The organism is Stenotrophomonas sp. 2694 (genome assembly GCF_040548715.1).
In the GTDB taxonomy this organism is placed as follows: domain Bacteria; phylum Pseudomonadota; class Gammaproteobacteria; order Xanthomonadales; family Xanthomonadaceae; genus Stenotrophomonas; species Stenotrophomonas indicatrix.
This window is the reverse complement of record NZ_JBEPSG010000003.1, coordinates 115,591-134,588: the sequence shown is the minus strand read 5'-3', so window position 1 is coordinate 134,588 and position 18,998 is coordinate 115,591. Positions and strand designations below refer to the sequence as shown.

18 protein-coding genes, 1 pseudogene and 1 riboswitch are annotated in these 18,998 nt (G+C 65.9%); of the genes and pseudogenes, 13 read left to right on the top strand and 6 right to left on the bottom strand.

Annotated features, from left to right (window positions below):
- Window positions 1–48 precede the first annotated feature (48 nt).
- Window positions 49–1,488, top strand: a complete 1,440-nt coding sequence (locus ABIA73_RS05550; RefSeq protein ID WP_134831842.1) for an ExeM/NucH family extracellular endonuclease — start codon at window positions 49–51, stop codon at window positions 1,486–1,488.
- A 53-nt stretch (window positions 1,489–1,541) separates the two neighbouring features.
- On the opposite strand, the gene ABIA73_RS05545 is transcribed toward ABIA73_RS05550, so the two are convergent.
- Window positions 1,542–2,402 carry an EamA family transporter gene (locus ABIA73_RS05545; protein WP_134831843.1) on the bottom strand — a complete coding sequence of 287 codons (861 nt, stop codon included), beginning with the start codon at window positions 2,400–2,402 and terminating at the stop codon, window positions 1,542–1,544.
- A 43-nt stretch (window positions 2,403–2,445) separates the two neighbouring features.
- Between ABIA73_RS05545 and ABIA73_RS05540 the strand changes: the two genes are divergently transcribed.
- The 6 genes and pseudogenes from ABIA73_RS05540 to ABIA73_RS05515 all read left to right on the top strand — a co-directional run.
- Complete coding sequence (locus ABIA73_RS05540; RefSeq protein WP_354275527.1) at window positions 2,446–3,117, top strand: alpha/beta hydrolase; 672 nt, start codon at window positions 2,446–2,448, stop codon at window positions 3,115–3,117.
- Window positions 3,114–4,214: a cell division protein ZapE gene (gene zapE, locus ABIA73_RS05535; RefSeq protein WP_032978151.1), complete on the top strand. Its 1,101-nt coding sequence runs from the start codon at window positions 3,114–3,116 to the stop codon at window positions 4,212–4,214. The genes ABIA73_RS05540 and zapE overlap by 4 nt, the downstream gene beginning before the upstream one ends.
- Window positions 4,215–4,808: 594 nt before the next feature.
- Window positions 4,809–7,220: a ribonucleoside-diphosphate reductase subunit alpha gene (locus ABIA73_RS05530; RefSeq protein WP_059064013.1), complete on the top strand. Its 2,412-nt coding sequence runs from the start codon at window positions 4,809–4,811 to the stop codon at window positions 7,218–7,220.
- 127 nt (window positions 7,221–7,347) lie between these two features.
- Entirely contained in the window at window positions 7,348–8,367 is a 1,020-nt protein-coding gene (locus ABIA73_RS05525; RefSeq protein ID WP_025875781.1) for a ribonucleotide-diphosphate reductase subunit beta, read from the top strand.
- A 311-nt stretch (window positions 8,368–8,678) separates the two neighbouring features.
- Window positions 8,679–9,278 carry a hypothetical protein gene (locus ABIA73_RS05520; RefSeq protein ID WP_154231500.1) on the top strand — a complete coding sequence of 200 codons (600 nt, stop codon included), beginning with the start codon at window positions 8,679–8,681 and terminating at the stop codon, window positions 9,276–9,278.
- A gap of 89 nt (window positions 9,279–9,367) precedes the next feature.
- Window positions 9,368–9,589, top strand: a pseudogene (locus tag ABIA73_RS05515) (XVIPCD domain-containing protein); the annotation flags it as partial.
- Window positions 9,590–9,714: 125 nt separating this feature from the next.
- On the opposite strand, the gene ABIA73_RS05510 reads toward ABIA73_RS05515, so the two are convergent.
- The gene (locus tag ABIA73_RS05510; RefSeq protein WP_032978156.1) at window positions 9,715–10,350 is read right to left on the bottom strand and encodes a LysE family translocator; all 636 of its coding nucleotides are present in this window, start codon (window positions 10,348–10,350) and stop codon (window positions 9,715–9,717) included.
- A gap of 93 nt (window positions 10,351–10,443) precedes the next feature.
- On the opposite strand from ABIA73_RS05510, the gene ABIA73_RS05505 reads away from it, so the two are divergent.
- From ABIA73_RS05505 to ABIA73_RS05495, 3 genes are all read left to right on the top strand, one after another.
- Entirely contained in the window at window positions 10,444–10,854 is a 411-nt protein-coding gene (locus ABIA73_RS05505; protein ID WP_025875773.1) for an acyl-CoA thioesterase, read from the top strand.
- 43 nt (window positions 10,855–10,897) lie between these two features.
- Window positions 10,898–11,704: an NAD-dependent protein deacetylase gene (locus ABIA73_RS05500; RefSeq protein WP_025875771.1), complete on the top strand. Its 807-nt coding sequence runs from the start codon at window positions 10,898–10,900 to the stop codon at window positions 11,702–11,704.
- Window positions 11,705–11,871: 167 nt separating this feature from the next.
- Entirely contained in the window at window positions 11,872–12,975 is a 1,104-nt protein-coding gene (locus tag ABIA73_RS05495) for an NADH:flavin oxidoreductase/NADH oxidase (protein ID WP_333623097.1), read from the top strand.
- 3 nt (window positions 12,976–12,978) lie between these two features.
- On the opposite strand, the gene ABIA73_RS05490 is transcribed toward ABIA73_RS05495, so the two are convergent.
- Complete coding sequence (locus ABIA73_RS05490; RefSeq protein WP_025875767.1) at window positions 12,979–13,890, bottom strand: LysR family transcriptional regulator; 912 nt, start codon at window positions 13,888–13,890, stop codon at window positions 12,979–12,981.
- A gap of 194 nt (window positions 13,891–14,084) precedes the next feature.
- Here ABIA73_RS05490 and ABIA73_RS05485 point away from each other — a divergent pair, with 194 nt between their 5' ends.
- Genes ABIA73_RS05485 through purU form a run of 3 tightly spaced genes read left to right on the top strand, consistent with a single transcriptional unit; the run spans window position 14,085 to window position 16,387 of the window.
- A complete protein-coding gene (locus tag ABIA73_RS05485; RefSeq protein WP_025875765.1) occupies window positions 14,085–14,600 on the top strand; it encodes a hypothetical protein in 516 nt (171 codons plus the stop codon).
- 6 nt (window positions 14,601–14,606) lie between these two features.
- Complete coding sequence (locus tag ABIA73_RS05480; RefSeq protein ID WP_134831847.1) at window positions 14,607–15,479, top strand: hypothetical protein; 873 nt, start codon at window positions 14,607–14,609, stop codon at window positions 15,477–15,479.
- 56 nt (window positions 15,480–15,535) lie between these two features.
- On the top strand, window positions 15,536–16,387 hold the full coding sequence (purU, locus tag ABIA73_RS05475; protein WP_093820901.1) for a formyltetrahydrofolate deformylase: 852 nt from the start codon (window positions 15,536–15,538) through the stop codon (window positions 16,385–16,387).
- Here the strand turns inward: purU and ABIA73_RS05470 are convergent.
- The 3 genes from ABIA73_RS05470 to ABIA73_RS05460 all read right to left on the bottom strand — a co-directional run bounded on the left by ABIA73_RS05470 (window position 16,380) and on the right by ABIA73_RS05460 (window position 18,600).
- Complete coding sequence (locus tag ABIA73_RS05470) at window positions 16,380–17,099, bottom strand: NYN domain-containing protein (protein WP_354275526.1); 720 nt, start codon at window positions 17,097–17,099, stop codon at window positions 16,380–16,382. The two genes, purU and ABIA73_RS05470, sit on opposite strands and share 8 nt — an antisense overlap.
- Before the next feature lie 145 nt (window positions 17,100–17,244).
- Window positions 17,245–17,871: a bifunctional nicotinamidase/pyrazinamidase gene (gene pncA / locus ABIA73_RS05465; RefSeq protein WP_218788402.1), complete on the bottom strand. Its 627-nt coding sequence runs from the start codon at window positions 17,869–17,871 to the stop codon at window positions 17,245–17,247.
- 57 nt (window positions 17,872–17,928) lie between these two features.
- Complete coding sequence (locus tag ABIA73_RS05460) at window positions 17,929–18,600, bottom strand: epoxyqueuosine reductase QueH (protein WP_025875757.1); 672 nt, start codon at window positions 18,598–18,600, stop codon at window positions 17,929–17,931.
- Between the two features lie 141 nt (window positions 18,601–18,741).
- Window positions 18,742–18,958, bottom strand: a riboswitch (cobalamin riboswitch).
- Window positions 18,959–18,998 lie beyond the last annotated feature (40 nt).

Below are 18,998 nucleotides of genomic sequence, written 5' to 3'. Positions count from 1 at the left end.
CGCATTTCGGGGTTAGTCTGTGCGCCTCTTCCGTGGAGTCGTCTGTCGATGCGTCGCCGTTCCCTCGCCCTTGCCCTGTCCCTGCTGATGCCGGCATCCGCTTTCGCCCAGGCCCAGCCACAGGTTGCGCCGACCTCGGCGCCTGCGCCACGCAGCCCAGCCACCGTCACCCTGGCCGCCGCGCCGGCCGACTGGCGTGCACTGGATGGACAGCACGTGCGCATCGCCGCGCCGCTCACCCTGGCCGGCACCGATGGCCTGGAACGCTTCGGCCAGCTCACCGTCGCCTTCGATGGCCGCCTGTGGCAGCCGACCGAAGTGGCCGCGCCCGGCAGTGCCGGGATCGAACAGGTGATGGCCGACAACCAGCGCCGCCGCCTGCTGCTGGACGATGGCAGCGATGTGCGTGATCCGGCCAGCGTCGCCTACCTGCCGGGCAACCCGGTGCTGCGTACCGGCATGCAGCTGCGCAACGTGGAAGGCACCGTGCGCGTGGACGCGCAGGGCCGGCCCAGCCTGCAGGTGGATGGTGTACTGAAGCTGCCGGACCTGCAGCGCCCGGCCGTGCCGAGCGTACCCGGCCGCCTGCACATCGCTGCGTTCAACCTGGAGAATTTCTTCAATGGTGACGGCAAGGGCGGTGGGTTCCCGACCCTGCGCGGCGCGCGCACGCTGGACGAGCACAAGGCGCAGGTCGGCAAGCTGGTCGCCACCGTCAACGCGCTGGGCGCCGACATCGCCGCGCTGATGGAACTGGAGAACGACGGTTACGGCCCGCAGTCGGCCATCGCCGAACTGGTGGATGCGCTCAACGCCGGCCTCGCCGCAGACAAACAGTGGGCGTTCGTCGATGCCGGCCAAGGCCCCGGCAGCAATCCGATCCGCGTCGGCATCATCTACCGCAAGAGCGAATTCAAGCCGCTCGGCACGCCGCTGACCAAGCTCGACGGCCCCTTCGTCGAACACAGCCGTGCGCCGCTGGCACAGGCCTTCCAGGGCAAGGGCGCACCGTTCATGGTGGTCGCCAACCACTTCAAGTCCAAGGGCTGCCGTGATGCCAGTGGCGCCGACGCCGACCGCAATGACGGGCAGGGCTGCTGGAACGCCACCCGCGTGGAATCGGCCAGGCAGCTCAACACCTGGGTGCAGGCCGAAGCCGCGCGCCTGAAGGTGAAGGACGTGGTGCTGATGGGCGATTTCAACGCCTACGCCATGGAAGATCCGATCCGCACCCTGCACGACCTCGGCTGGCAGGATGCCTTCAAGGTGGCCAAGGTCGAACAGCCCTACAGCTACGTCTACAACGGCTACACCGGCCGCCTCGATCATGCGCTGCTCAGCCCGACCATGGCCAAGCGCCTCGCCGGCGCCGCCGAGTGGCACAGCAATGCCGACGAGCAGGACGCCAGCGGTTACCAGGGCCGCAACGTGCAGGGCCCGTGGCGCAGCTCCGACCACGACCCGCTGCTGCTGGGCTTCGACAAGTAAGCCCTCGCCGGGGTCAGAGCCCATCCCGCAGGAATGGGCTCTGACCCCGGGCATCACTTACCCCAGGCGATCAACCCGATCGCCAGTACCGCCAGCGCCAGTCCGGCCCGGTTCCAGCGCGTAGTCGCCTCGCCGAAGGCGAATACGCCAACCAGCGCACCCAGCACCACCACGCCGATGTTCATGCCGGCGAACACGGTGGCCGGGCTGTCCGGCATCGACTGGTGCGCATGCACATAGAAAAGAATGTTGCCGCCGTTGAGCAGGCCCAGCAGTGCACCCGCACCCAGGTTGCGCCAGGCCAGGCGGCTGCGCCCACTGAAATGCCGCCACAACTGCAGCGCCAGCATCAGCACGAAGGCCACGCTGAAACTGGCCAGCACCGCCGCCATCGACGGCGTGCCCGACAGCGCCACCTGCTTGAGCAGCACATCCACCACCGCGAAGCCGGCCCATACGCCCAGCAGCCAGCCCCAGCCGCCGGCGGAAGCGGCCACTGCCGGGCCGCGCGGACGCAGGCTGATGGCCACCATCGCCAGCAGGCCCAGGCCCAGCCCCACCAGCTTCCACGTACTGGCGCTCTGGCCAAAGAACAGGAACGCCGCCGCCAGCGACAGCAGCAGCGACAACCGCTGCGCCACATCACTGCGGACGATGCCGGCCACCGCCACCGCGCGGCCCAGCACCAGGAAGATCGAGGGCAGCACCACCGCCAGCGCCAGCAATGACAGCCACGGCGCATGCGGTCCGCGCAGTGCGTCCAGTGGCGGCTGCAGCACCACCGCCGTCATCGTCGCGGCGACCAGATAGTTCCAGGTCACCATCTGCGCAACGTCCAGCTGGCGACGGCCAGCCAGCTTCAACAACACCGAAACCAGCACACTGCAGATCACGGCCAGGGACAGGTAGAGCATGGGGCGGGCACAGGGCAGCGGCGGGGGACGCTATCATGGTGCCATGCACACGCCCTCGTTCCCCGTCGCCCCCGGCGAAACCGCCTGCATTGCACTGGAGGGCCCGGTTGGCCCGCTGGAAGTGCTCGTCGACCTGCCCAAGGCCGATGTGCCGGTGCAGCCGATCGTGGCCATCGTCTGCCATCCGCTGTCCACCGAAGGCGGCACCCTGCACAACAAGGTGGTCACCATGACCGCCACCACCCTGCGCGAGCTGGGCATTGCCACGGTGCGCTTCAACTTCCGCAGCGTCGGCGGCTCTGCCGGTGAATTCGACCATGGCGTGGGCGAGCAGGAGGACCTCAAGGCCGTCACCGCCTGGGTCCGCCAGCAGCGCCCGGACGACCGCCTGTGGCTGGCCGGTTTCAGCTTCGGCGCATTCGTTTCGCTGAAGGCTGCCGCCGAGCTGCAGCCCGAAGCGCTGATCTCGATCGCGCCGCCGGCGGGCCGTTGGGAATTCGATGGCATCGCGCCGCCGGCCCGCTGGCTGGTGATCCAGGGCGAGCAGGATGAAATCGTCGACCCGCAGGCCGTGTACCAGTGGCTGGACACCCTCGATGCCCCGCATGAACTGGTGCGCATGCCCGAAACCAGCCACTTCTTCCACCGCAAGCTGATCGACCTGCGCGGCGCGCTCACCCACGGCGTCAAGCATTGGCTGGGCACGGCGGCATGAGCGAGGCGGAACTGACCCCGACGCAGCGCTACGCGGCCGGGGTGGAACGCGGCGATTGGCAGAACGACCCGGCCCAGCATGCGGCCCTGGCCGAGCTGGACCGGATCCATCTGGCCCTGGTGGACAGCGCCGAGGACGGCTGGCTGGACCGCCTGTCCTCGTTCTGGAAGAAACCCGAGCCGGTCAAGGGCCTGTACTTCTGGGGCGGCGTCGGCCGCGGCAAGACCTTCCTGGTCGACCTGTTCTACGACGGCCTGCCGATCAAGCAGAAGTACCGCACCCACTTCCATCGGTTCATGCGCAGCGTGCATGAGCGCCTGCGCGAGCACCAGGGCCAGAGCGATCCGCTGGCGAAGATCGCCCAGGAATGGCGCAGCAACCTGCGCGTGCTGGTGCTGGACGAATTCTTCGTCACCGACATCGGCGATGCCATGCTGCTGGCGCGCCTGCTGGAGCGGATGTTCGCCGAGGGCGTGACCCTGGTCACCACCTCCAACACGGCGGTGGAAAACCTGTACCTCAACGGCCTGCAGCGCGAGAGCTTCATGCCGGCCATCGGCCTGCTGCAGCGCTACTGCGTGGAGCTGTACGCCGAGGGCACCGAGGATTACCGCATGCGCGCGCTGACCCGCTCGCCGGTGTACCGCGCGCCGCTGGCCGCCGACAGTGACACCTGGCTGGCCACGCGCTGGGGCGAACTGAGCGGCGGCCAACCGGCCAAGGCGGGCAACATCGAGATCGAGAGCCGCAAGATTCCGGTGCGTGCGCGTGGCAAGAGCATTGCCTGGTTCGACTTCGCCGCCCTGTGCGAAGGCCCGCGCGGGCCGTCGGACTACATCGAGATCGCGCACGAGTTCAACACCGTGCTGCTGGGGGGCATTCCGGCCTTCGATCGCCTGAACGAGGATGCCGCGCGCCGCTTCGTCAATCTGATCGACGAACTGTACGACCGCCACGTCAACCTGGTCTGCACCGCCAGCACCTCGCCGGTCGAGCTGTACACCGGTACCCGGCTGCAGGGTGCGTTCGAGCGTACGGCCTCGCGCCTGATCGAAATGCAGAGCGCCGAGTACCTGGGTACCCCGCACCGGGCGTGAAAACCGGGGCGGATGTCGCCGCTGGCCGGCATCCGCCTGATGCTTCCGCAGGTCATGGGCTGCCGGCCAGCGGCCGGCACTACCTGATGCTGCCCCGTCCACCGGCTGCCCACTGTCTGCCCACCACCTATCCACAGATTTGTCCCTCGCCTGCGTGGTCCTGTCATGTGAAGCTGTCATCGTTCCGCTGGTGGGGCGCTGATTGCCACCGCGATGACGTGTTTTGGGCTTGACTGCGCAGCCCGTTCCAGCAGGTCCAAAGCGTCCAAACCGGGCGCCGATGGCACGATCCTTGCGGCGCAAGGGATTGCCGAATTTCACTACATTTGGCGTTGACGGACCCAACTACCCCCACTATCTTGTGGCTGTCGGTTGTGGGGACCCCAAGCCGCCGGGTCCATGGAATGGATCGCCGGACACTCCGGTGATACGCCCTCCATGCCCGCAGCGGCACCGGTCAGCACTGCCAGCGGCAGCCACAGGCGCAGGGTCTCAATTCCTGCGACACCGGTCTGCCACCCTGGGCTGTCATGTCCCGGGCCGCGTCACCCGATGCTCCGAGCCACCATCCATCACGCCAAGAGGACACACGCCGTGACCACCGAGACCAGCGCCACCATCGAGAAGGAAAGCGAATTCCTGTTGACGTCGCCGCCGACGTCCAACGCGATGAGTGTGACCAAGCGCAATGGCACGACCGAGCTGGTGGATCTGAACAAGATCGTCCGCGCGGTGCAGCGTTCCTCCGAGGGCCTGCACGCCGTCGATCCGATGCGTGTGGCCACCCGCACCATTTCCGGCCTGTACAACGGCGCCACCACCCAGGAGCTGGACGAACTGTCCATCCGCACCGCGGCGCTGCTGATCGGCGAGGAACCCGAATACGGCCGCCTGGCCGCGCGCCTGCTGGCCAACTTCATCGCCAAGGAAGTGTCCAACCAGGAAATCCACGCGTTCTCGCAGTCGGTGGGTCGTGGCCACGAAGTGGGCCTGATCAACGACCGCCTGCTGAACTTCGTGCAGACCAACGCACGCAAGCTCAACGATGCCATCGACATCTCGCTGGACCTGAACTTCGATTACTTCGGCCTGCGTACCCTGTACGACCGCTACCTGCTGCGCCACCCGCACACCCGCAAGGTGATCGAGACCCCGCAGCAGTTCTTCCTGCGCATCGCCAGCGCGCTGAGCGAGGATGTGCCGGAAACCCTGGCGCTGTACAAGCGCATGGGCAACCTGGACTACCTGCCGTCCAGCCCGACCCTGTTCAACTCCGGCACCACCCACGAGCAGCTGTCCTCGTGCTTCCTGCTGGACTCGCCGCAGGATTCGCTGGAATCGATCTACTCCAAGTACGGCGACATCGCCCAGCTGTCGAAGTTCTCCGGCGGCATCGGCGTCAGCTACACCCGCGTGCGTTCGCGTGGCTCGCTCATCAAGTCGACCAACGGCCATTCCAACGGCATCGTGCCGTGGCTGAAGACCATGGATTCGTCGGTGGCTGCGGTGAACCAGGGTGGCAAGCGCAAGGGCGCGGCCTGTGTGTACCTGGAAACCTGGCACGCCGACATCGAGGACTTCCTTGAGCTGCGTGACAACACCGGCGACGAATCGCGCCGTGCGCACAACCTGAACCTGGCCAACTGGATCCCGGACCTGTTCATGAAGCGTGTCGAGTCGGACCAGGAATGGTCGCTGTTCGATCCGCGCGTGGTGCCCGAGTTCACCGACCTGTTCGGCGAAGCCTTCGAGGCCGCCTACCTGCAGGCCGAAGCGCAGGGCAAGGCCAACCGCACCATCTCCGCGCGCAAGCTGTACTCGCGGATGATGCGCACCCTGGCCGAGACCGGCAACGGCTGGATGACCTTCAAGGACAAGTGCAACCGCGCCAGCAACCAGACCCTGCGCGCCGGCAACGTGATCCACCTGTCCAACCTGTGCACCGAGATCCTGGAAGTCACCTCGGCTGAAGAAACCGCGGTGTGCAACCTGGGTTCGATCAACCTGGGCAACCACTTCGACGGCAACGGCGAGTTCGATTTCGACAAGCTGGCCGACACCGTGCGCCTGGCCGTGCGCCAGCTGGACCGCGTGATCGACCTGAACTTCTACCCGATCGAATCGGCGCGCCGCGGCAACCTGCGCTGGCGCCCGGTCGGCCTGGGCTGCATGGGCCTGCAGGACGTGTTCTTCCGCAAGCGCCTGCCGTTCGATAGCGCCGAAGCCCGCGCGCTGTCGAAGAAGATTGCCGAGACCATCTACTTCCACGCGCTGGAAACCTCGGTCGAACTGGCCCAGGAACGCGGCAAGCACCCGTCCTTCGCCGACACCCGTGCGGCCAGCGGCGAGCTGCAGTTCGATGCCTGGAACGTGGTGCCGGAAGATGCCGCGCGCTGGGATGCCCTGCGTGAACGCATCAAGGAACACGGCCTGCGCAACTCGCTGATGATCGCGATCGCCCCGACCGCCACCATCGCCTCCATCGCCGGCTGCTACGAGTGCGTGGAACCGCAGGTGTCCAACCTGTTCAAGCGCGAGACCCTGTCCGGTGACTTCCTGCAGGTGAACCGTTACCTGGTGAACGAGCTGAAGAAGCTGGGCCACTGGACCCCGGAAATGCGCGATGCGATCAAGCTGGCTGACGGTTCGATCCAGGCCATCACCCAGATTCCGGAAACGCTGCGCCACGTCTACCGCACCGCATGGGAACTGCCGATGCGTTCGCTGATCGACATGGCCGCCGATCGTGGTGCCTTCATCGACCAGTCCGCCTCGCTCAACCTGTTCATGGAAAGCCCGAGCATCGGCGCGATGTCCTCCATGTACATGTACGCCTGGAAGCAGGGCATCAAGACCACCTACTACCTGCGTTCGCGTCCGGCCACCAAGATCGCCAAGACCACCGTCAGCCACACGGCCAGCGTTGCGCCGGAAAAGGTGTTCAGCCCTGAGGAGGCCATCGCCTGCTCGCTGGAGAACCCGGAAGCCTGCGAAGCCTGCCAGTAACACCGCGCGGTGGATTAACGCGCGGTGGGTGCCGACCGTTGGTCGGCACTGCTGCCCGACTACGGAAATACCAAGGTAGCGCCGGGCCATGCCCGGCGTTTTGACCCGAGAAGACAAGGAAACACCCATGGCCGACAAGCCCAAGCAGATGCTGCTCGATCCCGGTTTTGAACTGACCCTGCGCCCGATGCGCTACCCGCAGTTCTATGACATGTACCGGAATGCGATCAAGAACACCTGGACGGTGGAAGAGATCAACTTCCAGATCGACATCAGCGACCTGCACAGCAAGATGTCGCCGGGCGAGCGCCACCTGATCCACCGCCTGGTCGCCTTCTTCGCCACCGGCGATTCGATCGTGTCCAACAACCTGGTGCTGAACCTGTACCAGCACTTGAACGCACCCGAAGCGCGCATGTACCTGTCGCGCCAGCTGTATGAAGAAGCGCTGCACGTGCAGTTCTACCTGACCCTGCTGGACAACTACCTGCCGGATCCTGACGAGCGCGTCAAAGCCTTCGCCGCGGTGGAGAACATCGACTCGATCAAGAAGAAGGCCGATTTCTGCTTCAAGTGGATCGATTCGATCCAGGACCTGAAGCGCATCGAGACCCGCGAAGAGCGTCGCCAGTTCCTGCTCAACCAGATCTGCTTCGCGGCGTGCATCGAAGGCCTGTTCTTCTTCGCCGCCTTCGCCTACGTGTACTACTTCCGTTCGCGCGGCCTGCTCAACGGCCTGGCTTCGGGCACCAACTGGGTGTTCCGCGACGAAAGCGCGCACATGGAGTTCGCCTTCGAGTGCGTGGACGTGATCCGCGAGGAAGAGCCGGACCTGTTCGACGACAAGATGAAGCAGGATGTCTATGACATGCTGGCCGAGGCCATCGAGTGCGAAGTGCAGTTCGCCGAGGACGTGCTGTCCGGTGGCGTGGCTGGCATTTCCACCCGTGACATGCGCCAGTACCTGCAGCACTGCGCCGACAACCATTTCCATCGCCTGGGCATGGAGCGCAAGTACAACGTGCGCAACCCGCTGAGCTTCATGGAACTGCAGGACGTGCAGGAACTGACCAACTTCTTCGAACGCCGCGCCTCGGCCTACCAGGTGGGCGTGAAGGGCGAAGTCGCCTTCGACATGAACTTCTGATCGATCCAATCAGGCCTGTCGCGAAAACCCCGGCCAACGCCGGGGTTTTTCGTTTTTACGGTAGCGCCGGGCCACGCCCGGCGAGCGCGCAGCGCGGAAGTTTTTTCATGGACGCATGCCGAAGCCCGAGCCGTTGCCACCGGGCGCGTGGATGATGGATTCACATGCCATTATCGCCAGCCTTGAAGACTGTGGATCGATTTACCGAGCCGACTTGCCACATCGGCGACTGAGTGCCCACGGCCAGTGACCTGCTTGACTCCGACGTCGTGCTAGATTCGCGAAAGTGGAACTCCCGCGAGAAGTACTTCATGGATGCATGGGTCGAGAAATGCGCCTCTTCATCAAAAGGTGGACTTCGGCGCCGCGCCTGGGTAGCAGGGTATCGCTGCCTCACAATCACTATTGCAGCGTTGGTACTGTCAGCGTGCTCGAGCGGCGCACCACCAGCCCTCTCGCATCATTTGAATCAAAGACAGTCCGTCAAATCAGGGAGTGAAACTGGTATTGAGCGATTCAATAGCGACATCGAGCGTTTGACCAGCGTGCGTTTTGATGATGTCGATGCATTGAATGAACAGCTTCACACGCACCTGGGAGAGCCGACTCGACAGGGCTTGAGGGACGAGCGGATCGCAGAACGCGGAAGGTTGGGTGACCTTGAGGTCCGGAACATCACGCTGAGAAGTCCTGCCGACGATCCTGCGCATGCGAACCTGATCTTTGAGGTCGTGCCACCGAGCATTGTGCTCAAGGAAATCATCTGGGAGGACTCCACCCTGTATCCACCTCACCCCGATGCGCCTGATTCCCGCCCTTACTGGTCCGTGCAGGTGAACAGTGCCACGGTCGTGCTCGGGCTCGCCTCTGACAACGTGACGCTGACCTACGTATCGATCAGGCAGCGCTGACCCCCTGTCATTGCGTTGCGGAGAGAGTTGGCACTTCCATCGACGACTCGCCGTCGCTGCATCGAGTTTCTTCTTCAACAGCTGAACTTGGTGATGCGGACCGTTCTCTCTACATGCAGATTAGGGCTGGTGTGGAACGCCTGGACGCCGAGCATGGGAAGCCGTGGGACGAGTCGAGCCAGCGGATGACCGCGAGCCTGTTGGTACTGGCGAAGGAGCAGGGGCTTTCGCGGGTTGACCATGTTGTGCTCAACAACCCGACAGAAAGCCTGGCTCGTGGGGACAGGGTCTTCATAGTGGAGGGGGCAGTGCAGACTTCATGGAGAAGCCTGTCATGTCCCCACAAGGTGTGAAGGTGGGGTAGGCGATGCCCGCTGTTCCCTTCCGCCAAGGCTGCAGGGGCGTAAGGTGAAAAAGGCGACGCTGTGCAGGGTCATCACCGCCGCCCATCCACCGCCATGCGCACGGCCAACCCGGCCAGCACCGTGCCCATGAACCACCGTTGCACCGCCTGCCAGGTGGGGCGCGCAGACAGGAACCCGGCGATGCTGCCGGCCATTATCGCGATCACCGCGTTCACGCTCACGCTGACCAGCAGCTGGGTGGAGCCCAGCACCAGCGACTGCATCAGCACGCTGCCCTCGCTGTCCGGGTGCAGGAACTGCGGCAGCAGGGACAGGTACATCACCGCGACCTTGGGGTTCAGCACGTTGGTCAGGAAACCCATCGCGAACAGCTTGCGTGGGCCGTCCACCGGCAGGTCACGCACCGCAAACGGCGAGCGGCCGCCGGGCTTCAGCGCCTGCCACGCCAGGTACAGCAGGTACAGCGCGCCGCCGATGCGCAGCGCATCGTAGGCGAACGGCACGGTCATCAGCAGCGCGGTGATGCCCAGCGCCGCGCACAGCATGTAGAACACGAAGCCCAGCGCCACCCCGCCCAGCGAGATCAGCCCGGCCATGCGGCCCTGGCAGATCGAGCGCGAGATCACGTAGATCATGTTCGGCCCGGGCGTCAGCACCATGGCCAGCGAGACAAGGGCGAAGGCCAGCAGGTCGGACGTGGCGGGCATGGTGGGTTCACGCAGTGGGGGGGGCCGAAGTGTAGCGCCGCCTGCACACCACCTGCCTTAAAATCCGTCTCACCCCACACCCGAACCGCCCCCATGACCCCCATCCCCGAGACCGTGCCGCCGACCGAAGTGCGCATGGCCGAAATCGTCTTTCCCAACCACACCAACCACATGGGCACCCTGTTCGGTGGCCAGGCCCTGGCATGGATGGACAAGGCCGCCTTCCTCGCCGCCGCCCGCTATTCGCGCCGCACCGTGGTGACCGCGCGCAGCGACCAGGTCGATTTCAAGCTGCCGATCCGCATCGGCCAGATGGTGGAAACGATCGGCCGCATCGTCGAGGTCGGCCGCAGCTCGATGAAGGTCGAGGTGGAGCTGATCGCCGAGGACCTGCACAGCGGCGAGCGCAAGCTGTGCACCCGTGGCCACTTCGTGATGATCGCCCTGGGCGACGATGGCCACCCGGTGACCGTGCCGCAGCTGCCCGGCGCGCCGGCGGCCTGAGCCGATGCTTGCGGGGGCGCCGGTGCGCCCCCATCTGGCTGCCATGACCCCGCCGCTCACCGACTTCATCGACCGCGCCCAGCGCCTGTTCGTGCTGACCGGCGCCGGCTGCAGCACCGCCTCGGGCATCCCCGATTACCGCGATGCCGATGGCCAGTGGAAGCGCACGCCGCCGGTGACCTACCAGGCCTTCATGGGCGAGGCCGCCACCCGCCAGCGCTACTGGGCGCGCAGCCTGCTGGGCTGGCCGCGCTTCGGCCAGGCCCGGCCCAACGGCACCCACCAGGCGCTGGCCGCACTGGAGGACAGCGGCAAGCTGCAGGTGCTGCTGACCCAGAACGTGGATGGCCTGCACCAGCGCGCGGGCAGCCAGAACGTGATCGACCTGCATGGCCGCCTGGACCTGGTGCGCTGCATGGGCTGCGAACGCCGCAGCGAGCGTGAGGCGTTCCAGCAGCGGCTGCTGCAGGCCAACCCCGGCTGGGAATTGCTGCAGGCCGGTATCGCGCCGGACGGCGACGCCGATCTGGAAACCGACTTCTCCGCATTTGCGGTGCCCGACTGCCCGCACTGCGGTGGCCTGCTGAAGCCGGACGTAGTGTTCTTCGGCGAAAACGTGCCGCGTGAACGTGTGGCTGCGGTGCATGAGCACCTGCAGCAGGCGGATGCAGTACTGGTGGTGGGTTCCTCGCTGATGGTCTATTCCGGCTTCCGCTTCGTGCAGGCCGCGGCCAAGGCGGGTCTGCCGGTGGCCGCGCTGAACCGTGGCCGCACCCGTGCCGACGACCTGCTGCAGTTCAAGGACGAGCGCGACTGCGCCGAGGCGCTGGCTGGGTTCGTCATCGGGTAGCGCCGGGCCATGCCCGGCGGAAACGGGCTGCCGCGCTGTGCGCTCGCCGGGCGTGGCCCGGCGCTACCCACAACGCGCCCCCACGAAACAGCGATCCACCCACACGGTTGATCTATCGGCCGCACAGCGGTGCAATACGCACCCCCTTTGGTACACCCCCCACTGCCGTGAGCCAGCTGTTTTCGCCGATCTCCTTCGGCCCCCTGACCCTGTCCAACCGCATCGTCGTCGCGCCGATGTGCCAGTACTCCGCCGAAGACGGCCGCGCCAGCGACTGGCATGCCATGCATCTGGGCAACCTGGCGCAGTCCGGCGCGGGCCTGTTGATCCTGGAGGCCACCGCGGTCGAAGCGCGCGGCCGCATCAGCTGGGCCGATCTGGGCCTGTGGGACGACGGCACCGAAGCGGCCCTGGCGCAGGTGCTGGCCAGCGTGCGCCGCTGGTCGCCGATGCCGCTGGGCGTGCAGCTGGGCCATGCGGGCCGCAAGGCTTCGGTGAATCGTCCCTGGGACGGCGGTGGCCAGCTGCCGGCCGATGATGCCCGCGGCTGGACGACCGTGGCCCCCTCGCCGCTGCCGTTCCATGCCGCCGATCCGGCACCGCAGGAACTGGACGAGGCCGGTATCGCCGAAGTCGTTGCCGCTTTCGCCGCCAGTGCGGTGCGCGCCGAGCGCCTGGGCTTCGAGCTGATCGAGATCCACGCCGCGCACGGTTATCTGCTGCATCAGTTCCTGTCGCCGCTGAGCAACCGCCGCACCGATGGCTACGGCGGCTCGCTGCCGAACCGCCTGCGGATGCTGGTGGAAGTGTTCGACGCGGTGCGTGCCGCAGTGTCGGACAAGGTCGCCGTAGGCGTGCGCATCTCCGCCAGCGACTGGGTCGAGGGAGGTTGGGACATCGTGCAGAGCGAGGCGCTGGCACAGGTGCTGGACGCGCGCGGCTGCAATTTCCTGCATGTGTCCAGCGGCGGCCTGCACGAGCGCCAGAAGATCAGTGTCGGCCCAGGCTACCAGGTGCCGTTCGCGGCGGCGATCAAGGCCAAGAAGGTGCGCATGCCGGTGATCGCGGTGGGCATGATCACCGAGCCGGAGCAGGCCGAATCAATCCTGCGCCACAACCAGGCCGATGCCATCGCACTGGCCCGCGGCATCCTGTACGACCCGCGCTGGCCGTGGCATGCCGCTGCTGCACTGGGCGACAGCGTGGTGCCGGCACCGCAGTACCTGCGCTGCGAACCGCGCGACGCACGCGGAGTGTTCAGCCCGCGCTGAGCACTACACCTGCCAGGCCGGCGGCAGGCCGGCCTGCAGGTGCTCGAACAGCGCGCGGATCTTGGCGGTGAAATCGCGGCGGTCGCTCACGCAGAAGTAGACGTCCATCGGTTCCGGCTGCCAGTCGGTGCCGCAACCGAACACGCACTGCAGGCGACCATCGCGCAGGTAGGGCTCGGCCACGAACGCCGCCAGCCGGGTGATGCCGGCACCGGCGGCGGCCAGCTCGGCCAGCGCGTCGATGTCATCGCAGACCATGCTCGGCGGCAGCGCTGCATCCACCCGCTCGCCGTCCTTCAGCAGGCCCCAGCGCAGTGGCCGGCCATCGGTGGGAAAGCGATGCAGCAGGCCGCGATGGGCGGCCAGCTGCGCCGGTTGCAGCGGCGTGCCGTGCGCCTGCAGGTACGCCGGCGAGGCGCAGAACACGAACGGGATGCGCGCCAGTGGACGTGCCACCAGCCCGTCCTCCAGCTGCGCGCCGATGCGGATGCTGGCATCCACCGCCTCGGCACCGTGCTGCACGGCGCGATCGGTCAGGCGCAGCTCCAGCTGCAGCTGCGGGTACCGCTGCTGCAATGAGGGCAGCAGCGGTGCCAGCACGTGCCGGCCGAACGCGCTGCTGCTGGCGATGCGCAGGGGCCCGGCCGGCTCCACGTCGCCGGCGGTCACCATCGCCTGCGCGCGCGCCAGGTCGGCTTCGATATGCCGCACCTGCGCCAGGTACACCGTGCCGGCTTCGCTCAGCGCCAGCTGACGCGTGCTGCGGTTCAGCAGGCGGACGCCCAGGTGGGCTTCCAGCCGGTTGATGTTCTGGCCCACGGCGGTGGCGCTGATGCCAAGGGTGCGCGCCGCAGCGGCAATGCTGCCGGTCTCTGCGGTGCGGGTGAAGCTGCGGATGAGCTGCAACAGGTTCATGACCGACCAGCTTGCCATGCGGAAGGCCAAGTATCGCTTGGGTCTGTCCCAAGCGCCGCTTTGCCCGCGAACCCCGGCGGCCGGTGGCATAGGAATTGTTGCAATGCAGGCGTTGCGAGACCGGACGCACAATCCTGCCGCAACGCCCCGCACTACGCTGACCACGGCACGTTCGCCGCATACAGGAGTTCATCATGCAGAACTGCACGCGCGTCTCTTTGTTTGCACTGGTGCTTGCCTACTCCGCTGCCGCTGCCGCTGCCGCCCAGACGGGCGATGGTGTGCGGGAATCAGTACGTGAGCAGGTGCTCGTCGCGCAGAAGAACGCGCAGATATCCAGCGCAGCGCGCCTGGACAGCTACCTCGCCGTGATCCCCGTGGATTCGCCGCTGACGCTCCTGTCCGTGGACGGGCTGGAGCAGTTCCTGACCTCGCTGTCATTCAACGAGAACGGCCTGGTTGGCTACTCGACAGAAGCCATCGCCAGCGAGCTGAGCTACAGTCAAGCCCATCGGCTGCTGTCGCTGTTCGGTGCCGAACGCACACTCCGGCTGATGCCAGGGTTGCGTGTCGAGAATGAGGTTGATCTCGATATCCACCGCTCGTATGTCCAATCCGGTGAGCTCGTGGAGGATCACATGGGATATCGATGTGTCGCCCGTGCCACGTGCAGAGAGTCCACAGAGTTCGTCTGCATGTCGGGTTGTTGAGCGCGCATGCTGCTCCTCGAATGGATGCTTGTTCTAGGAGCTGCGTCCAGTATCAGCCCTGTATCCATATGTAAGGCCGATACCTACACACAGCTGTTGAAGGCGGAGGCGACAACGCTGAATGCATCTGCACGTGATCGCATCGAGGCGCTGTCGCACATCTACGTTGCGGGTCGAAGGGCATCACGTGCGGTCGGCTGCAGAAACAAGGACCGCGTCATCGAGGACCAGTTCAAGGCTGCAGCGCTGTTCGCCAACTACGTACCGGATGCCGAACCACTGCGCAATGCGTTGGCACAGTACGGCCTGTTGGTCGAGCGCGGCACCGCCGGCGCTGAGCATCATCGCAGGCTGATAGGACTACATGTGGCAAGGGGAGATTTTGCCCAAGCAGAACGGTTGCGTCGCCAGTGGCTCAGCAATGTCCCGGCGTTTCCGCGGGTTTTTCCGGGCCGCTTCCCGCCCGGCCTGCCCGTGTACGCTGTCCAGGCTGACGGTTCCCTCGTTCGTGATTCGATACGGCTGAGCGGAGACCAGGTTGTTGCCATCGTTCATCCGCGTTGTGGCCACTCACGAAGAGCCCTGCAGAACATTGTCGCCCAACCTGCCTATCAGGGGCTCCGCGCTAAGCTGGTGTTGGTAGTGCCCAATGGCCCGCACTGGGCCGGCGATAGCATCGCCGAATGGAATGGACTTCATCCTGAGCTGCCGATGAGCGTGATGTACATGGACAAGAGGTGGGCGGCTTTTGACCGTCAGCAGACTCCGGTCTTTCACCTTGTTCGCGAGGGTCGGATCATTGAAACTGGAACCGGTTGGCGAGGTGCGGGGGAGGAAGTTTCTCCAATCATGCGCGCTCTGCGCCTTGCCTCTGACTGATGGTTGCATTTGACAGCATCGTGCACCACGGGAGTGGGCTGCCCTACACTCCGGCGATGCGCCCCGATTCCATCCTCACTCTCTCCTGTCCCGACCGTACCGGCATCGTCTACCGCGTGTCGGGCCTGTTGTTCGACCACGGCTGCAACATCCTCGACGCCCAGCAGTTCGGCGATGAGGAGAGCGGTCGCTTCTTCCTGCGCGTGCACTTCGACCGCGATGCGGGCCTGCCGCTGGACACCGTGCACGCCGCGATGGCCGCACTGGCCGCAGACTTCGGCATGGACTGGCAGCTGCATGATGGCCGCCGCCGGCCGCGCCTGCTGGTGCTGGTCAGCAAGCAGGGCCATTGCCTGAACGACCTGCTGTTCCGTGCCCACAGCGGCCAGTTGAAGGTGGACATCGCTGCGGTGGCCTCCAACCATGCCGACTTCGCAGCACTGGCAGCGTCCTACCAGGTGCCGTTCCACCACCTGCCGGTGAACGCCGACACGCGCGCGGCGCAGGAACAGCAGATCATCGATCTGGTCGAGCGCGAGCGCATCGACCTGGTGGTGCTGGCGCGCTACATGCAGATTCTCTCGCCCACGTTGTGCCGTGCGCTGGCGGGCAGGGCGATCAACATCCACCACAGCTTCCTGCCCAGCTTCAAGGGCGCGCAGCCGTACCACCAGGCGCACGCGCGCGGGGTCAAGATCATCGGCGCCACCGCGCACTACGTCACCGAAGACCTGGACGAAGGCCCGATCATCGAACAGGACGTGGCCCGCGTGGACCACGCGATGACCCCGCGCGAGCTGGTACGGCTGGGCAGCGATACCGAATCGCAGGTGTTGGCGCGGGCGGTACGCCGGCATGTGGAGCACCGCATCCTGCTCAACGGGCACCGCACGGTGGTGTTCAGGTAACGCGGGCAGTGCCCGGGATGGAGCCCGGCAATTGCCCACGATGCGCCCGCTGCTGCTGCACTGGCCTGGGACAGGTGGAGCGCACGCCATCGATATGTTCCATCAGCCCTTTGGGATTGGATGACCACATCGGATCCAATACAAAATCGACCCCTTCACGCCGGGCGAGCTTCGCGGCGGGCACGAAGTCGGCATCGCCGGCCATCAGGATGATCTGGCGGACCTGGCGCTTGAGGGCGAGTGAGGAAATGTCGATGCCGATGCGCATGTCCACGCCTTTCTGTCGCACATCCGGTTGCAGCTCATCGGCTTGAAGATCGCCGAAGGTCCGCTTGCCCTTGAGCAGGTCGTCGAAGGTTCGCGATCCGGTCGTCCACGAACTGAAGTCCGTGAGGTGGCCAAGACGCAGGGCGACCTTCCGCTTCTGCTTCAGCGCCTCGTGCAGGCTGGATCTGAACAGTGCTTCGTCGGATCGCGAGTAGTCGATGCACAGCCCCGAAATCGGGTTGTGCACCCTCTTGCACAGCGGCGGGCAATCGTAGAAGAAGATGCGATAGAGATCGCGTCGCTCGCCACTTGCATGCTTCAGATGGGCGATGGCCCATCGGTGAGCGACCTCGGCGGCGCGTTGAGCGTTGTAGGCGTTGTGGGGCTCGATGCGGCGAAAGCGTTTGATGAAATAGCCGCCATCAATGAGAACTGCCGTCGGCATACCGTTGCCCTCCTGGCTTCGCCCAATGAAAAAGCCCTCGGTTCGGCCGTCCCGCGATCTGTTGGGGGGCGTACTTGGAGGGCTGGATGGGCTCGATTCTGCAGGGGGCGAATCAGGCGCACAAGCGGCAGAGGCGACACGCTGCCTACAGGATCGCGATCCTCGCCTTCGCCAGGGCTTCGCGCACCATGCCGTCATTGGCCTTGGTCACCGGCCGGGTCAGCTCCCACAGGAATTTCACCCGGAAACCCGACTTCACCGCGTCCTGCGCGCTCCACAGCACGCAGTAGTCGCGGGCCAGCCCGCACACGTGCACCTCGCGGATGCCGCGTTCGTGCAGCCAGCCGGCCAGCCCGGTGGCCGGGCGCGTGCCGTCCGGGCCGTGGTTCTCGCGGAAGGCACTGTAGGAATCCACCTGCTGGCGGCTGCCCTTGCGCAGGATCAGGTCGGCCACGGTCCAGTCCACGCCGGGGTGCAGGGCGGCGCCGGTGCTGCCCTGCACGCAGTGGTCCGGCCACAGGGTCTGCGGCTGTGCATGCAGCAGGATGGCTTCAAAAGGCAGATGGCCCGGGTGCTGGCTGGCGAACGAGGCGTGGTTGGCCGGGTGCCAGTCCTGGGTGGCCACCACGGTGCGGTAGCGGCGCTCGGCCAGCAGCGCGTTGATCGGTGCCACCAGCGCATCGCCCTGTTCGCAGGCGAGGGCGCCACCGGGCATGAAGTCCGGCTGCAGGTCGATCACCAGCAGGGCGACATCAGCGGGCAGGGCGGTCATGGCAGGTCCAGCACAACGGAAGATGGGCGGCCAGCGTGGCCGCCCATCGCGCGCACGTCAATCGCCGCTGGCGGTGTCGTTGTCCTGCCCGTAATACAGCAGGCCGATCCTGATGCGCTCGCGGCCGTTCTCGCGACGATGGCGGTTGGCATCGCGCAGCGAGTAGACGCAGCCACAGTACTCCTGCTGGTAGAACTGCTCGCGCTTGCTGATCTCGATCATGCGGCTGGCACCGCCGCCCTTGCGCCAGTTGTAGTCCCAGTACTGCAGGCCCTCGTAGCGCGAGGCGGCGCGCACACCACAGTCGTTGATCTGCGCCATGTTCTTCCAGCGCGAGATGCCCAGCGAGGAGCTGATGGTGTCGTAGCCGTGCTCGTGCGCGTACAGCGCGGTGCGCTCGAAGCGCATGTCGAAGCACATGGTGCAGCGGATGCCACGCTCGGGTTCGTTCTCCATGCCACGCGCACGGCTGAACCAGTTGTCGGTGTCGTAGTCGCAGTCGATGAAGGGGATGCCGTGCTGTTCGGCGAAGCGGATGTTCTCCTGCTTGCGCAGCTCGTACTCCTTCACCGGATGGATGTTGGGGTTGTAGAAGAAGATCGCGTAGTCGATCCCGGAGGCGGTGATCGCCTCCATCACTTCGCCCGAGCATGGCGCACAGCACGAGTGCAGCAACAGGCGCTGGCCGTTGTCGGGAAGGGTCAGGGTGGGGCGTTGGAGCTCGGTCATCGTCGGGTGCATCTGGGCGTGGGCAGCAGGTCTGGACGGAAACCGTGAACAGGACGCGCGCGGCCACATCGCCTGCACGCGCAGGACGACGACGGCCCCGGCAACCTCCCCGCGGAGATTCCAGGTCGAGTCAGGGGACGGTCGTGTCCCCCGGCCGGGGCCGGTATTCGGGCTGATGGACACGGGCCGGCTGGCCCACCTACTACCTGCCGCTTCCCAGGCGCGAGCCCAGTGCTGTTGGCAGGATTCGTTTCCATTCACCGCTGCGGGGCAGCTCCGGAATGGGCGCGCAAGGCGCCTTCACCGGATTCCCGTTTAAATCCCTGCCGCCATCGAAGCCACGGCAGGGATACCTTCGGCGTGCCCACGGTGGACGCGTTGGCGGCAATGGTCAAGGG

Excerpts from the sequence above, each read along its gene's own strand:
- purU (WP_093820901.1), top strand. The coding sequence starts at position 15,536 with ATGCGCCCCGATTCCATCCTCACTCTCTCCTGTCCCGACCGTACCGGC.
- ABIA73_RS05520 (WP_154231500.1), top strand. The coding sequence starts at position 8,679 with ATGGATGCATGGGTCGAGAAATGCGCCTCTTCATCAAAAGGTGGACTT.
- ABIA73_RS05500 (WP_025875771.1), top strand. The coding sequence starts at position 10,898 with ATGACCCCGCCGCTCACCGACTTCATCGACCGCGCCCAGCGCCTGTTC.
- ABIA73_RS05525 (WP_025875781.1), top strand. The coding sequence starts at position 7,348 with ATGGCCGACAAGCCCAAGCAGATGCTGCTCGATCCCGGTTTTGAACTG.
- pncA (WP_218788402.1), bottom strand. The coding sequence starts at position 17,871 with ATGACCGCCCTGCCCGCTGATGTCGCCCTGCTGGTGATCGACCTGCAG.
- ABIA73_RS05540 (WP_354275527.1), top strand. The coding sequence starts at position 2,446 with ATGCACACGCCCTCGTTCCCCGTCGCCCCCGGCGAAACCGCCTGCATT.
- ABIA73_RS05480 (WP_134831847.1), top strand. The coding sequence starts at position 14,607 with ATGCTGCTCCTCGAATGGATGCTTGTTCTAGGAGCTGCGTCCAGTATC.
- ABIA73_RS05510 (WP_032978156.1), bottom strand. The coding sequence starts at position 10,350 with ATGCCCGCCACGTCCGACCTGCTGGCCTTCGCCCTTGTCTCGCTGGCC.
- ABIA73_RS05505 (WP_025875773.1), top strand. The coding sequence starts at position 10,444 with ATGACCCCCATCCCCGAGACCGTGCCGCCGACCGAAGTGCGCATGGCC.
- zapE (WP_032978151.1), top strand. The coding sequence starts at position 3,114 with ATGAGCGAGGCGGAACTGACCCCGACGCAGCGCTACGCGGCCGGGGTG.
- ABIA73_RS05460 (WP_025875757.1), bottom strand. The coding sequence starts at position 18,600 with ATGACCGAGCTCCAACGCCCCACCCTGACCCTTCCCGACAACGGCCAG.
- ABIA73_RS05470 (WP_354275526.1), bottom strand. The coding sequence starts at position 17,099 with ATGCCGACGGCAGTTCTCATTGATGGCGGCTATTTCATCAAACGCTTT.
- ABIA73_RS05485 (WP_025875765.1), top strand. The coding sequence starts at position 14,085 with ATGCAGAACTGCACGCGCGTCTCTTTGTTTGCACTGGTGCTTGCCTAC.
- ABIA73_RS05545 (WP_134831843.1), bottom strand. The coding sequence starts at position 2,402 with ATGCTCTACCTGTCCCTGGCCGTGATCTGCAGTGTGCTGGTTTCGGTG.
- ABIA73_RS05490 (WP_025875767.1), bottom strand. The coding sequence starts at position 13,890 with ATGAACCTGTTGCAGCTCATCCGCAGCTTCACCCGCACCGCAGAGACC.
- ABIA73_RS05550 (WP_134831842.1), top strand. The coding sequence starts at position 49 with ATGCGTCGCCGTTCCCTCGCCCTTGCCCTGTCCCTGCTGATGCCGGCA.